This window comes from Paenibacillus sp. FSL R10-2736, from assembly GCF_038000245.1.
Lineage (GTDB): Bacteria > Bacillota > Bacilli > Paenibacillales > Paenibacillaceae > Paenibacillus_AQ > Paenibacillus_AQ phytohabitans.
Genome location: NZ_JBBOBN010000001.1, coordinates 2,941,628 through 2,955,925 on the forward strand (window position 1 = coordinate 2,941,628; position 14,298 = coordinate 2,955,925).

Annotated in this window: 11 protein-coding genes and 1 pseudogene; 10 read left to right on the forward strand and 2 right to left on the reverse strand. The window is 50.3% G+C overall.

What is annotated here, in order from left to right:
* Window positions 1-46: 46 nt before the first annotated feature.
* Window positions 47-904, forward strand: a pseudogene (locus tag NSQ73_RS34960) (LamG-like jellyroll fold domain-containing protein); the annotation flags it as partial.
* 383 nt (window positions 905-1,287) lie between these two features.
* Entirely contained in the window at window positions 1,288-2,577 is a 1,290-nt protein-coding gene (locus NSQ73_RS12670; RefSeq protein WP_340986694.1) for an L-cysteine desulfidase family protein, read from the forward strand.
* 20 nt (window positions 2,578-2,597) lie between these two features.
* Here NSQ73_RS12670 and NSQ73_RS12675 read toward each other — a convergent pair whose 3' ends face one another.
* Both NSQ73_RS12675 and NSQ73_RS12680 read right to left on the reverse strand, forming a co-directional pair.
* A complete protein-coding gene (locus tag NSQ73_RS12675; protein ID WP_340986695.1) occupies window positions 2,598-3,653 on the reverse strand; it encodes an ankyrin repeat domain-containing protein in 1,056 nt (351 codons plus the stop codon).
* Window positions 3,654-3,869: 216 nt separating this feature from the next.
* Window positions 3,870-4,625 (reverse strand): DeoR/GlpR family DNA-binding transcription regulator, encoded by a 756-nt coding sequence (locus NSQ73_RS12680; protein WP_042137981.1) that lies wholly within the window; start codon window positions 4,623-4,625, stop codon window positions 3,870-3,872.
* 368 nt (window positions 4,626-4,993) lie between these two features.
* On the opposite strand from NSQ73_RS12680, the gene NSQ73_RS12685 reads away from it, so the two are divergent.
* The 8 genes from NSQ73_RS12685 (at window position 4,994) to NSQ73_RS12720 (ending at window position 14,289) form a co-directional block, all read left to right on the forward strand.
* Window positions 4,994-6,145, forward strand: coding sequence for an iron-containing alcohol dehydrogenase (locus tag NSQ73_RS12685; protein WP_340986697.1), 1,152 nt, complete (start codon window positions 4,994-4,996; stop codon window positions 6,143-6,145).
* Window positions 6,146-6,174: 29 nt separating this feature from the next.
* Window positions 6,175-7,650, forward strand: coding sequence for a rhamnulokinase (rhaB, locus tag NSQ73_RS12690; RefSeq protein ID WP_340986698.1), 1,476 nt, complete (start codon window positions 6,175-6,177; stop codon window positions 7,648-7,650).
* 20 nt (window positions 7,651-7,670) lie between these two features.
* The gene (gene rhaA, locus NSQ73_RS12695; RefSeq protein ID WP_340986699.1) at window positions 7,671-8,927 is read left to right on the forward strand and encodes an L-rhamnose isomerase; all 1,257 of its coding nucleotides are present in this window, start codon (window positions 7,671-7,673) and stop codon (window positions 8,925-8,927) included.
* A 72-nt stretch (window positions 8,928-8,999) separates the two neighbouring features.
* Entirely contained in the window at window positions 9,000-9,845 is an 846-nt protein-coding gene (gene rhaD / locus NSQ73_RS12700) for a rhamnulose-1-phosphate aldolase (RefSeq protein ID WP_340986700.1), read from the forward strand.
* A 172-nt stretch (window positions 9,846-10,017) separates the two neighbouring features.
* The gene (locus NSQ73_RS12705) at window positions 10,018-11,112 is read left to right on the forward strand and encodes an NADH:flavin oxidoreductase (protein ID WP_171716007.1); all 1,095 of its coding nucleotides are present in this window, start codon (window positions 10,018-10,020) and stop codon (window positions 11,110-11,112) included.
* Between the two features lie 236 nt (window positions 11,113-11,348).
* Complete coding sequence (locus NSQ73_RS12710; protein WP_340986701.1) at window positions 11,349-12,347, forward strand: BclA C-terminal domain-containing protein; 999 nt, start codon at window positions 11,349-11,351, stop codon at window positions 12,345-12,347.
* A gap of 197 nt (window positions 12,348-12,544) precedes the next feature.
* Window positions 12,545-13,369, forward strand: a complete 825-nt coding sequence (locus tag NSQ73_RS12715) for an AraC family transcriptional regulator (RefSeq protein ID WP_340989263.1) — start codon at window positions 12,545-12,547, stop codon at window positions 13,367-13,369.
* Window positions 13,370-13,392: 23 nt separating this feature from the next.
* Window positions 13,393-14,289, forward strand: a complete 897-nt coding sequence (locus NSQ73_RS12720) for a DMT family transporter (RefSeq protein ID WP_340986702.1) — start codon at window positions 13,393-13,395, stop codon at window positions 14,287-14,289.
* Window positions 14,290-14,298: the final 9 nt, after the last annotated feature.

Sequence of the window (14,298 nt, forward strand, 5' to 3'; positions counted from 1 at the left end):
GATCATTAACGGTGAACCAGATGCTAATGTCAAGGTAACTTCCATTTCTTTTGCCGATGTGAAGACAAGTGTAGCCACAGGCAATACCTTTACCCCGCAGCCTTCCGTACTTCCTGGCAATGCCGGAAACCGGGTTCTGGCCTGGACATCAGGCGCTCCTGAAATTGCCGGGGTAGATCCGGCTACGGGATTGGTGACAGCGAAGGCAGTAGGCGAAGCGGTAATTACCGGCGTCTCCACAGATGGCAGCGGCGTGACCGGCAGCTATACGGTAAATGTAACGGATGGACTTGTCGCCGTGTACTCTTTTGACGGAAACCTGAAGGATTCACTTCAATTCGCCGTAGAAGGTAAAGTGACGGGTGCACTAATCGACAGCACCACTGTAGGCAGCATCACCTATGGGGACGGTGTTTCGGGTCAAGCTGCACTGTTTAACGGCTTGTCCGGCATCCGCCTGCCTGATGGGTTAATCAACAGCAATAGCTATTCAGTCTCTGTATGGCTGAATCCCGAGGAGCTGACGAATTATACGACAGCCTTTTTTGGAGCAAGCTCGACCAGCAGCTGGATCAGCCTCGTACCTCAGCTCGCTGAGAAGGAAACACTGGTATGGGCGAATGCGGCCTATAGAGCAACTGCCGGATTCGTAATCCCTGTAAAACAGTGGACACATGTTGTTTTTACAGTCCATAACGGAACGGTTAAGCTGTATATCAATGGCGCAGAGGAGTTTTCGGGCACCGATTTCCCGGCTACTTTTACGAATAACAATGGAATCTTCACGCTGGGTGTGAATTACTGGGATACACCATACAGGGGCCTGATCGACGAACTGAAAGTTTACAACAATGTGCTCACCCCTGAAGGGGTACTGGCGGAGTACAATCTGAACGGTAACTAAGCAGGCACGCAGTGGACTGAAGCTATGCAGCAGGGGGGGATCGAAACGGAATGTTCTCACCCCCTGTTTGTATGTGCGGATTGTTCACAAGCTTAGGACGCTAATCATCATTTTGTCATTGCCTGTATTATTTTTTAACTGTACCAATGGAGGGATATTATGTTAATAACTGGCATACTTGCCTGAAACGGTACTGGCCTTGATATGATTGCAATTACCAGCAGGTTCCTTCAAGGAACTTGCTGTTTTTTTGACATTTGCATGCTTACACGGCAACAATTCCAGGAACGCTGGTTAATAACGGGGATTCCCCCAGGCTATCAATCTGAGGTACTATATAGGAATAGTTATATAGAGAGAGATAGAGGAATGGTGATTCGCGTATGGTTAACCTACTGGAAGTATTGATAAAAGAAATTGTTCCGGCAGAAGGCTGCACCGAGCCGATTGCGGTTGCCTATGCAGTCTCTTTGGCGGCTGAACAGGTTGAGGGAGAGATTACTTCGATTCAGCTGTTCCTCAGCGGGAATATTGTGAAGAATGCGATGGGTGTAGGGATTCCGGGCACCGGGCAGACCGGTCTGCCGATAGCGGCAGCCTTGGGCGCAGTGATCCGCCGTTCTCACCGCAAGCTGGAGATTCTCTCCGGACTTACTCCCGAAGAGCTGGCGAAGGCTAATGCGATGATCGAGCAGAAGCTGCTCTATGTGGAACTGAAGGATACCCCTGAGAAATTGTATATTGAAGCCAGGGTAAGCAGCTTGAATCATACAGCGACTGCAATTGTAGCTAAAGAGCATACGAATGTAGTATTCCTGTCCAAAGACGGCGTTAAGCTGGAGCAGGGGATAGACAAGGCGGATTGCGAGGAGTCAGACACGCTGGACCCGGAGGTATATTCGGTTTCATTAGAAGAAATATATGAGTTCATCCAGACTGCGGATTTCTCTGAGCTGCGGTTTCTGCTGGAAGGAGCGCGGATGAATAAGGCGATTTCGGACGAGGGGCTGCGCGGGGAGTATGGCCTGCAGGTGGGCAGGAAGATGAGCCAGCAGTCGGCTGTCAATCTGTTCGGTAATGATGTGGCGAACCGGATTATTGCCGCGACGGCAGCGGCCTCCGATGCGCGGATGGACGGCAGCGCCATGCCTGTCATGACCACTGCGGGAAGCGGAAATCAGGGCATTGCCTGCACGATGCCGGTAATTGCCCTTGCAGAGCTCCTCGGCAAAGATGAGGAGACACTGGCAAGAGCGATGGCGCTCAGCAATCTGATTACCATTCATGTCAAGCATTATATCGGCCGTCTGTCCCCGCTGTGCGGATCGGGAATTGCCGGCGGAGTAGGGGCAGGGAGCGGTATTGTCTACCTGATGGGCGGCACGCTGGAGCAGATCAAGCGCTCCATCCAGAACACTATTGCTTCTACTTCCGGAATGATCTGCGATGGTGCGAAACCGACCTGCGCGCTCAAAATCTCAACCGCCACGAACGCGGCAATCCAATCCGCAACACTGGCGATGAACGACATTTCAGCCAGTCTGAATGACGGGGTAATCTTTGAGAAGGTTGAAGATACAATCAAGAATATGGAGACACTGGTCCAGGAAGGGCTTGCGGCAACCGACCAGGCCATCCTGAACATTATGCTCTCCAAAGGAGCGGTATCGTAATACGTCCGTATATATTAGACTTAACGGGTATAATCCGGTTGTTCCATAGAGACAGGCTGAGGATTGGCCAGTACCCACTGCACTGCCAGTTCACTTAATCTTGCCGGTTCATCGTAGCCGGAACCCTTACGCAGCCTATTGGTTAATGAAGCTGCCTCCCGGAGGAGGGCAGGAGATAAAGGTGTACCTGTGCCCAGATGCCGGATAAGGGCATCCAGCATTTTACGGAAATTGTCATCCCAGTTGCCTCCTCCGTTATCCAGGATTTCATGAGAGACCCGTCCGGTGATGCGGATAACCTCTCCCTGTACAGTTTGCGCGTGCCCTGAAGCAGGGACAAGGTAATCCCAGAGCTCCTGATGCTGGGCGGACCATGCCGCTGTGGCAGCCTTGATGGGGGAGGTTCCATCGTGCTTCACCTGTTTCGCTACAGGCTCGACATCGAATAGCCGGTACAGCTCCAGCAGTGCGGATGCTTTTTGATCCAGCTCATCGTTACTGTGGCTGGCTCTGACGAATTCCAGATCCTTGCCGATCCGCTGCACGGAATCCTTCATCTCCGGTGTGATTGCGGCTCCGGCATCCAGCAGGATTTTTGAGATTTCCACCATGTGGGCAATATCGATATTCCGGCATTGGGATAATCCCTTAGCAAGCGGTGTTTGTTTCCGTTTATTCTCCGCATGGATGTTTGCACCATGGGCGACCAGGTCCTGTATGGCCCGGGTACGGTAATAACCTGCCGCTGCGTGCAGCGGTGTCTCATTCTGATAATCCAGGGCATCCGGGTCCGCGCCTAATTCCAGCAGTAACGGGATATTTCCGGACCAGGTTGCGGCCTGGGAGTGCAGCGGGGTGTGCTCATATTTGTCCCGGGCGTTGATGTCGGCACCCTGCTCTACAAGCCAGCGGACCAGCTCATCCGGGATCTGCCGGAAGCTGAGCGCGGTTCCTTTGCTGTTACCCCCGCGGGCATCACATTCGCACTCCTCAAAGATGGTCTTAAGCGCTGCAATATCATTCGTTTTGACCCGCTCGCCAAAATCGGCGGGTAAGGTTTGCTTCTTTTTCCCCATAGCATTTTTCCGCTCCTTTATGAATAGCAGATAATTTCTGCAAGTTTATCATATAGGGGAAGTGAATTCCAATAGAGTCAGGAATAGACTGCAATGTAACGGAGAGTATGCAAAAAGGCAAAGCTTCTGATCCCGAATCCGGGAAGAGAGGGTTTGCCTTTTGCTTTTATACACTTATATAGGGGACTGGCCAGTTGATTCCTGCGCCAGGTCTACTTAATATAACACTTCCACATTCTTCCCTGACAGCAGCTTAAGCCATGTATCCGAAGGTTTGCGGTCCGTAATCAGCACATCGATCCGGCTCAGCTCGACCAGCTTGGCGAAGGCGGTTTTGTCAAACTTGGTATGATCGGCCAGCAGCACTACCTTTTCCGCCTGGCGCAGCATGTATTTCTTCAGCTCGCATTCCGGTTCATTGGAATCGGTTACTCCGTGCTCCATATCAATGCCTTTACAGCTGATCACTGCGATGTCCACATTATAGCGCTGGGTGGTGTCGTGAGCTACAGGGCCGACCAGCGACAGGGAGCGGTGGCGCAGCGAACCCCCGGTGGAAATAATGTTCAGGCTGGAATTCGCGAATTCATGCAGAATGTTGATCGAATTCGTGATGATTGTCAGATTGCTTTTATTGCCCAGCAGCTTAAGGAATTCAAACGAGGTGGAACTGGGGTCCACCATAAGTGTATCCCCGTCGTTAATCAGATTGAGTGCTTTGATCGCGATATTGCGTTTGATATCCGTATTGAGCGCCCCCCGGGTCAGGAACGGCAGATCTTCATTGGTATGTCTGTTCAGCATGGCTCCGCCGTAGGTGCGGCTGACAATTCCGTCCTTCTCCAGCTTCTCCAGATCTCTGCGTATCGTTTCCTCTGTAACCTCGAACATCCGGCTCAAATCGGACACAAGCACACGTTTATCCTGATGGACAAGATCTATTATTTTTTTGCGTCTTTCGGCAGCAAGCATAGGTATCACCTTTCCGGTAGCTTCTTATATTTAAATATAGACCGATATTTCTGTGTTGTACAATGAATTTAAGAGAAACAACATTTATTCTATAATAATCTTTGCAAAACAGACATTAAACAAATAAAAACAACATAATTAATATTTTATTTGTTGACAACAAAGATTAACGGCGATACGATGAGGATGCTAATAATCTCTTTGAAAGCGTATGCCGGTTCCCAACGGAAGCGCCGGAGCCGGTCTGCTGCTTAACCTCAGTGACCAGCCTGAGGCGTCACAGCCAGAATGTACATCCTACTATCAGTGGAGATACTTAGCTTTCTGTAATCGTTCTATACTAATTTGCCTGGGAGGCTGGTCAAGCAATGAGTACTTATGTCTATTATGTTCCGTCTATCAACATTATGGGTAAGGGCTGTCTGAAGGAAATTGCTCCCTATATTCAAGAACTGAATCTGAAGAAAGCGCTCGTGGTTACGGATAAGTTCCTGACGAAGAGCGGAATCGCCGGCAAGCTGCTGGCTGTGCTGGATGAAGCGGGAATTAACTATGTGGTATATGATGAAGTGAAACCGAACCCGACCTGCAAAAATGTCCATGACGGCGTTGATTTCCTGAATGATCATGAATGCGACTATCTGATCTCTATCGGCGGCGGATCGCCGCAGGATACAGCGAAGGCAATCGGGATTGTAGCAACCAACGGCGGATACATTGCTGATTATGAAGGTGTGCACAAGTCCAAGAACAAATCCCTGCCGATTGTAGCCGTGAACACTACTGCAGGAACGTCAAGTGAAGTTACAATTAACTATGTAATTACAGATGAAGAACGCAAGATCAAGATGGTAATGGTCGACAAGAACAGTATCGCCACCATTTCGGTGAATGATCCTGAACTGATGGTCGACAAGCCTGCTGCGCTTACAGCCGCTACAGGTATGGATGCACTGACGCATGCAATTGAAGCACTGGTTACACCAGGCGCTTACCCTGTAACCGACGCTACTGCACTGGCGGCTGTTGAACTGATCTTTGGCAACCTGGCCCGTACCGTAACAGACGGACATGATATCGAAGCTCGTGAGCAGATGGTGTATGCGATCTTCCTGGGAGGCCTGGCCTTCAACAATGCCGGACTTGGTTATGTGCATGCCATGGCGCATCAGCTCGGCGGCGTGTATGATCTGCCGCATGGCGTCTGTAATGCGATGCTGCTGCCATATGTGGAAGAAGAGAATGCCAAATATGTGCCTGAGAAATTCAGAGCGATTGCCAAAGCGATCGGACTGCAGGTACAAGGCAAAAGCGACAAGGAATGCGCGGATTTCGTCATCGATTCGATCAAGGCCCTGTCTAAGGAAGTTGGCATTCCAGCCAAACTGTCTGAACTTGGTGTAGATGAAGTGGATTTGGATCTGCTGGCTGAGAATGCGATGAAGGATGCCTGCGCACCGGGCAACCCGTTCATTCCTACCAAAGAAGAAGTTATTGCCTTGTTCCGCAAAATTCTGTAATTTACCTTCTATAGATAAGGAGATTCCCTATGAACAATCATATCGCCGTCGATATCGGCGCCTCCAGCGGGCGGCTTGTACTCGGAACCCTCGTGGACGGGAGTCTCAAGCTGGAGGAGCTTCACCGTTTCAGCAATGGATTCACCGAGCAGGAGGGCTCCTGCTTCTGGGACATTGATTATTTGTTTAATGAAATTATCAGCGGTCTTCATCAAGCGAAAACCGCAGGAATTAACGAATGTACACTGGGTATTGATACCTGGGCCGTGGATTATGTACTGCTGGATGCGGATGGCAAGCGGATCAGGGAAGTATACGCCTACCGTGACCGCCGCACTGATGGGGTTATGGAGGAAGTCGGCCGGCTGCTCTCCCCGGAGAAGGTTTACGCCAAGACAGGGATTCAGCAGCTGAGCTTCAATACGCTGTATCAGCTGTATGCGCATGACCGGGAAGAGCTGGAAGCAGCAGATCAGATTCTGATGGTGCCGGATTATCTCTACTATAGACTCAGCGGCCGCAAAATCAACGAGGTGACCAACGCCTCCACGATGCAGCTGCTGAACCTTGCCACCCGTGACTTTGATCCGGAGTTGCTATCCTTCCTGCATCTCCGCAGAGAGCAGTTCGCACCGCTTACGGAGCCGGGAGAAGATCTCGGCTTCATCACGGCGGAACTGGTGCAGCAGTATGATCTGCCGCAGTGCCGCCTAATCTGTGCCGCCACGCATGACACGGCTTCTGCCGTGCTCGGTGTGCCTGCGCAGCAAGGCAGATCCTCAGCTTACATTAGCAGTGGCACCTGGTCACTGCTCGGTGTTGAGCTGGACCATCCGATTAATGACAGCAGAGCCATGGCAGCCAATTATACGAACGAATGGGGAGCTTACGGCACCTACCGTTTCCTGAAGAACATTATGGGCCTTTGGCTGATCCAGGAAGTACGGAGATTGGATGGAGGGAAATACAGCTTTGCCGAGCTGGCTTCAATGGCCGCGGGCAGCGAAGGCTTCCGCAGCCTGATTCCATGCAACCACCCGCGTTTCCTGAACCCGGACCATATGATAGAAGAGATTCGCCAGGCCTGCGCGGAGAGCGGCCAGCCTGTTCCAGAGACGCCGGGCGAATTAGCCCGTTGTATCTTTGACAGTCTGGCACTGTCCTACCGCAGCTATCTGGCCGAGCTGGAAGGCCTTACAGGCCAAGGAACTGAAGTTCTGCAGATCGTCGGCGGCGGCGCCAATAATGAACTGCTGTGTCAGCTGACCGCCGATATTATCGGCAGAGAAGTACTGGCAGGCCCGACAGAATCAACGGCACTGGGCAACCTGGCCGTGCAGATGATTCAATCAGGCCGTATGGCCGACATCCATGAAGCCCGGGACGTCATCGGCACTTCCTTTGCAATCAAGTCGTATCTGCCGCGGCCGGTTCCTCAGCTGGATCAGCTGCTGGCCCGCTGGGATGAGCTCCATTCTGCGACAAGTGCGAATGAGAATATATAAAACTTTTAGGAGGCAACAGCATGGATCAGAGCATCACAAACAGCTATAACGAAGCGAAGAAACTATACGCAGCCCATGGAATTAACGTAGATGAGGTTCTGGAGAAGCTTGCGAAGATCAAAATTTCTGTACATTGCTGGCAAGGCGATGATGTTCAAGGTTTCTTGTTCAAAGACAAAGAGCTTAGCGGCGGGATTGCTGTAACCGGCAGCTATCCCGGACGTGCCGGCACACCGGATGAGCTGCGCAAGGATTTGGAGAAAGCCCTGTCGCTGATTCCGGGTAAACATAAAGTCAATCTGCATGCGATCTATGCTGATACCGACGAGCAGGTGGATCTGGATGAGCTGGAACCGCGCCACTTCGCGAACTGGGTAGAGTGGGCTAAAGAGCAAGGACTGGGACTGGATTTCAATCCGACCTGCTTTGCGCACCCCAAAGCGGAAGACGGCTTCACACTGAGTCACGCAGATGATGAAATCCGTAATTTCTGGATCAAGCACTGTAAGGCTTCCCGCCGGATTGCTGAGTATTTCGGCCGCGAGCTGGGACAGCCCTGTGTAACGAATTTCTGGGTACCGGACGGCTACAAGGATACTCCGGTTGACCGCCTGGCACCGCGTGTGCGTCTTAAGGAATCCCTGGATGAAATTTTCAGTGAGGAAATTGATCCGCAGTACAATATTGATGCACTTGAGAGCAAGCTGTTCGGGATTGGTTCTGAGAGCTATGTTGTCGGATCACATGAATTCTACATGGGTTATGGACTGACCCGCGGCAAGGCGATCTGTCTGGATGCCGGACATTTCCATCCGACGGAAGTCATCTCCAATAAACTCAGCTCGATCCTGATGTTCACAGAACAGCTGCTGCTGCATGTCAGCAGACCGGTACGCTGGGACAGCGATCATGTCGTCACCATGGACGATGAGCTGCTGGAAATCGCCCGTGAACTGGTTCGCGGAGATTTGCTGCCGCGCACGAACATCGGCCTTGATTTCTTCGACGGCAGCATCAATCATCTCGCAGCTTGGGTAATCGGTACACGCAACACCATTAAGGCTTTGCTGCGCGCTATGCTGGAGCCGGTTGAAGAGCTTCGCGCCATTGAGCTGGCAGGAGACTATACTTCACGCCTCGCGCTGGTAGAAGAATTCAAGTCCTATCCGTTCGGCGCAGTCTGGGATTACTACTGCGCATCACAGGGCACTCCGGTCCGTGAGCAATGGCTGGCTGAAGTGAAGAGCTACGAGCAGGAAGTACTGGCTGCAAGATAGATTAGCACTTTTGTAATTACCGAATGACAAGTATCCACGCACTTATACGTGCATATAGAGGAGAGATAACATATGAGTACTTCAGTAGTAGAATCCAAAGGTTATATCGCCGGCGTTGAAGCGCCGTTTATCCGGGAAATGTCCGAAATTACCCACCACATGTGGTCCCTGGGCTGGGATGAGCTGAACGGAGGCAACGTCAGTTATCTGCTGGATGAAGAAGACGTTGCCAAATACATTAACATCCGCGAGCCGCTGCGTACAATCGCCCTTACCTTCCCTGTAACTGAGCTGTCCGGCAAATACTTCATCGTAACCGGCTCCGGCAAGTACTTCCGTAATGTCATTAAGGACCCGGAAGCCAACCTAGGTGTGCTGCGTGTCAGTGACAGCGGGGAGAGTGTAGAGGTTCTGTGGGGTCTGCGGAACGGCGCTGTACCGACCAGTGAGCTTGCTTCCCACTTCATGAGCCATATTGAACGGCTGAAGGTAGATCCTTCGCACCGCATCGTGCTGCATACCCATGCAACGAATGTGATTGCCATGACCTTCACCCATGATCTGGATGAACTGAAGTTCACCAAGACCCTGTGGGAAATGTGCACAGAATGTCTGGTTGTCTTCCCGGATGGCGTCAGCGTCATTCCTTGGATGGTTCCGGGCAGCAGTGATATCGGCCGGGCTACTGCGGATAAAATGAAAGACTATCGTGTGGTGATTTGGCCGCAGCACGGTATCTTTGTTACGGGCGCTACCATGGATGCTACCTTCGGTCTGGTAGAAACCATTGAAAAAGCGGCAATTGTCTACAACCTGATCGGCGGACGTGAAATCAAACAGAAAATCACGGATCAGCAGCTGGCTGATCTGGCCGCAGCCTTCCGGGTAACTCCGAAAGCCGGCGTTCTGGAGCTGTAGGTTAATTAGGATCATGAAGTCTTGAGAATGCTACGAAAGCCGGACAATGCAGCATGGCTGCTAGTTTCCGGTTTTTTGGCATATTCCCGGTGCTCATTCATTTGCATTTGCCGCTGAGAACAGTCATACTATACTTACTTAAAGTAATCAAAGTATGAAATGGAGGCCGATCATGAATACCGATAAATTGTTTGAACCCTTTGAGGGAGGGGGCCTGTCCCTGACCAACCGTGTAGTAATGGCACCGATGACACGGGTGCAGTCTCCAGGAGGCGTGGCTAGTCCGGAGGTAGCGGCTTATTACCGCCGCCGGGCGGAAGGCGGCGTTGGTCTGATCATTACTGAAGGAACAGCTATCGATCATCCGGCGGCGGTCAGCCACCAGGATATTCCGAATATCCACGGCGAAGCCTCTCTGGAGGGATGGGCGCAGGTAGTCAAGGAAGTGCATGCTGCCGGAGGCAAGATTATTCCGCAGCTGTGGCATGTCGGTATGGCCCGGAGCATCGGTGAATTGCCTAATGCTTCAGCGCTTCCTATCGGTCCTTCAGGGCTTAATCTGGCCGGAGAGCAAGTTACCGAGCCGATGACCAAGAATGAAATTCAGGGGATTGTCAGCGCCTTTGCCAAGGCGGCCAAAGATGCCAAGGCCATTGGCTTCGACGGCATTGAATTACACGGGGCCCACGGTTATCTGATCGACCAGTTCTTCTGGGAGAAGACCAACCGCCGTACCGATGAATATGGCGGTGATCTTGAGGCACGGACCACCTTCGCGGTTGAAGTGATCGATGCCTGCCGCCGTGCGGTAGGACCGGACTTCCCGATTGTGCTCCGCTTCTCGCAGTGGAAGGGCGGCCATTATGACGCCAGACTTGTGGAGACGCCTGAAGATCTGGCCCGCTTCCTGACACCGCTCAGCAATGCGGGTGTGGATATCTTTCACTGCTCCACCCGGCGTTTCTGGCAGCCGGAGTTCGAAGGGTCTGATCTTAATCTGGCAGGCTGGACGAAGAAGATCACCGGCAAACCGACGATCACGGTAGGCTCTGTGGGACTTGACAGTGCTTTTCCCAGCCCGGTAACCGAGAAGAATCAGGAAGATAATATTGACCTTCTGCTGGAGCGGCTGGACAAGGCAGAGTTCGATCTTGTTGCGGTAGGCAGAGCTCTGATCAGCGATCCGGCGTGGGCTGCTAAAGTGCAGGCTGGCAGAATTGGTGAGATCATTCATTTCACCTCCGACGCAACCAAGACATTATACTAAGAATACTAACTAATATAGTTTGAACTAGAACACCTGATGTATTGGGAATTGCGGCGAACCTCGTGTTTATCCGCTAATGTCCATCCGCATCGGGTGTTTTTTGCGCACACCAGCCCCATTACTCTGTACTACTGTCCAATTTCCTGAAATAATGCCATTGTCCGAGCACCCTTACCTTTCTCTCGAATATTGCTATAAGGAGGACCTTTGTAAATTCAGAAGAAGGAGAGTGAGATATGGCGATTCTATCAACGGGACCTATCGAGAACAATGTGGTAATCAGCACAGGCATCCGTCCGACTCAATCGGTAACAGTCAAAATAGACGGCCGCAATACCACCGAAGAATTCGATGTTCTTATCTTGGGCTATAGCCTGATTGGATTCCGCACCTTGTATGTGCAAGAAGAATTAAGTGTCGGACCGTTTCAGGTGATCACCAGGGATTACTTTGCGGATCTGGACGCATTCGAGTTTGTGTTCAGCACAACAGGAATCGCAGAGCCCGAAGCCCAGGTGTCCGTATGGGGCAAAAATTCTGCAGGACAGCTGGTGACCGCACACCGGCTGGTATCTCAGGAGTTACTGGGTGAAACCGGGGGAGGGATCACTGGCGCAACCGGAGCCACGGGGTTCACGGGTGCTACGGGATTACCGGGAGCTACAGGAGCTACGGGTGCTACAGGGTTTACGGGTGCTACAGGAGCTACAGGAGCTACAGGATTGCCAGGGACTATCGGTGCTACGGGGTTGACGGGTGCTACAGGGTTGACAGGGGGTACAGGCGCGACGGGATTACCGGGTGCTACTGGAGCCACAGGCAGCGTTTCATCGTCCTATGCCTATATTTTCAACACAGGTGCCCAGAGTGTCGCGACCGAAGCGGATGTTACTTTTGACAGTAATGAGAGTCTTGTCGGCTTCAGCCATACCCCTAATACAGCCGCTATTAACGTGGAGAATTCCGGAGATTATGCGGTAATCTTCATTGTTAATGCAGTTGAAGCGAATCAGTTCACTTTGTATCTGAATGGTGCTCCAGTAGGAGGCAGCGTCTACGGTTCAGGAGCGGGAACCCAGCCTAATCCGGGAATGGTGATTATCTCTGCAGTCACTGGCGATGTAATCACGTTAAGGAACCATTCCAGTGCCGCGGCAGTCACATTGCAGACCTTAGCTGGAGGAACACAGATCAACTCCAATGCATCGATTCTGATCTATAGGCTTGGGGGCTGAGCCCGGTTATGGCAAGCAAAGTTTAATGAATAAGCCCGGAGCCTTACTCTTAGGCCGGGTTTTTTTTGCGGCGGGATATACTCCTGAATGGCCACGGCACGCCGAAGTTGCAGCATTGGAAGAGCAATATCATACAAGAACACTATCATCACCTATAGTATACTGAGCATGAAACAAGTAGGAAGGGAAGACGAATGATGAAACAGGAAATGCGGACCGTAAAATACAACGCTGAATTAAAAGTTGAAGCCTACCACTTTCAAGGAATCATGCAGAAATTTCCTAACCATTTTCATGAGTATTATGTGATTGGATATATCGAACAAGGTCAGCGGTTTTTGTCCTGCAAAAATAAAGAATACACTATAGAGCCGGGTGATCTCCTTCTCTTTAACCCCCGCGATAATCACGCTTGCGAACAGATTGATGGCCGAACGCTGGATTATCGCTGCATCAATATTCAACCGGAAATTATGAGTAAGGCAGTCTTAGATATAACAGGAAAAGAGTATCTGCCCTATTTTACGCCTCAGGTTATTTTTCACAGCGAATGGGTTCCTGTACTCCGGGAGCTGCATCAAATGCTGATGGAGGAAGAAAGAGACTTTAGAAAAGAGGAGAGCTTTTTCTTCCTACTGGAGCAGCTGATTGAAGACTATACAGAGCAGGCAGTGCCGGCGGAGAATACAAGGCAAAGCGCAGAAGTAAAGGCGGTCGGTGAATTCTTAGAGAAGCACTACATGGATAATATCTCGCTGGCTGACCTGTGCAATTTGACGGGGCTGAGTAAGTACTACCTGCTCCGTTCCTTTACCAAGCAAAAAGGCATATCGCCCTACAGCTATCTGGAAACCATCCGGATTGACAGGGCAAAGAAAATGCTGGAGCAGGGTATGAAGCCTATTGATGTTGCGATACAGACCGGATTTACCGACCAAAGCCATTTCTCCAACTTTTTCAAAAAATTTATAGGGCTGACACCAAAACAGTATATGAACATTTTCAAGGATGCGCAAAGCTGACTTTGGTTATAGAGAGGGTTATCATGGATAGAAACAAAGAGATTCAGGGACATCTGTTGGCATTTATTACGATTTTTATATGGGGCACGACTTTTATATCCACCAAGATACTGTTAGATGTACTAACTCCTATTGAAATATTATTTCTGAGGTTTGCCATTGGTTTTCTTGTGTTACTCCTTATAAATCCGAATAGGCTCAAAGTCAAGGAATTCAGGCACGAGCTATATATTGCCGGAGCGGGTTTGTGTGGCGTTACGCTATACTATCTGCTTGAAAATATTGCATTAACCTATACACTTGTTTCCAATGTAGGTGTTATCATTTCTATTGCTCCGTTTTTTACTGCTATTCTTGCACACCGGTTTTTAGACGGAGAGAAATTGAAAACTCGGTTTTTTATAGGGTTTTTAATTGCAGTTATCGGCATTCTTTTTATTAGCCTTCAAGGAGGCAATAACCTGCAAATACATCCATTGGGGGATATTTTGGCCGTTTTGGCTGCCGTGGTATGGGCCGTCTATTCTATTCTGACGAAGAAAATCAGCGGGTTTCAATATAATACGATTCAGGCAACACGGAGAATTTTCTTATATGGATTGGTATTTATGGTTCCGTCCTTATTCATTTTCGGATTTAAGCCAACCCTGAATGAACTGCTGACACCAGCCTATCTGTTTAACATCCTGTTTCTGGGGTTGGCAGCATCAGCGCTTTGCTTTGTAACGTGGAATTCTGCGGTTAAAATATTGGGCGCCATAAAAACGAGTATATACATTTACATGGTTCCCGTAATTACCGTAGTTACCTCTGTTATTGTCCTTCAGGAAAAAATGACAGGAGCCTCCGTATTTGGTATTGTACTAACGTTAACAGGTTTGTTTATATCACAGAGAAAAAAACATAAAAAAAGGGATTGAGAGATTACA

Excerpts from the sequence above, each read along its gene's own strand:
- NSQ73_RS12670 (WP_340986694.1), top strand. The coding sequence starts at position 1,288 with ATGGTTAACCTACTGGAAGTATTGATAAAAGAAATTGTTCCGGCAGAA.
- NSQ73_RS12675 (WP_340986695.1), bottom strand. The coding sequence starts at position 3,653 with ATGGGGAAAAAGAAGCAAACCTTACCCGCCGATTTTGGCGAGCGGGTC.
- NSQ73_RS12680 (WP_042137981.1), bottom strand. The coding sequence starts at position 4,625 with ATGCTTGCTGCCGAAAGACGCAAAAAAATAATAGATCTTGTCCATCAG.
- NSQ73_RS12685 (WP_340986697.1), top strand. The coding sequence starts at position 4,994 with ATGAGTACTTATGTCTATTATGTTCCGTCTATCAACATTATGGGTAAG.
- rhaB (WP_340986698.1), top strand. The coding sequence starts at position 6,175 with ATGAACAATCATATCGCCGTCGATATCGGCGCCTCCAGCGGGCGGCTT.
- rhaA (WP_340986699.1), top strand. The coding sequence starts at position 7,671 with ATGGATCAGAGCATCACAAACAGCTATAACGAAGCGAAGAAACTATAC.
- rhaD (WP_340986700.1), top strand. The coding sequence starts at position 9,000 with ATGAGTACTTCAGTAGTAGAATCCAAAGGTTATATCGCCGGCGTTGAA.
- NSQ73_RS12705 (WP_171716007.1), top strand. The coding sequence starts at position 10,018 with ATGAATACCGATAAATTGTTTGAACCCTTTGAGGGAGGGGGCCTGTCC.
- NSQ73_RS12710 (WP_340986701.1), top strand. The coding sequence starts at position 11,349 with ATGGCGATTCTATCAACGGGACCTATCGAGAACAATGTGGTAATCAGC.
- NSQ73_RS12715 (WP_340989263.1), top strand. The coding sequence starts at position 12,545 with ATGAAACAGGAAATGCGGACCGTAAAATACAACGCTGAATTAAAAGTT.
- NSQ73_RS12720 (WP_340986702.1), top strand. The coding sequence starts at position 13,393 with ATGGATAGAAACAAAGAGATTCAGGGACATCTGTTGGCATTTATTACG.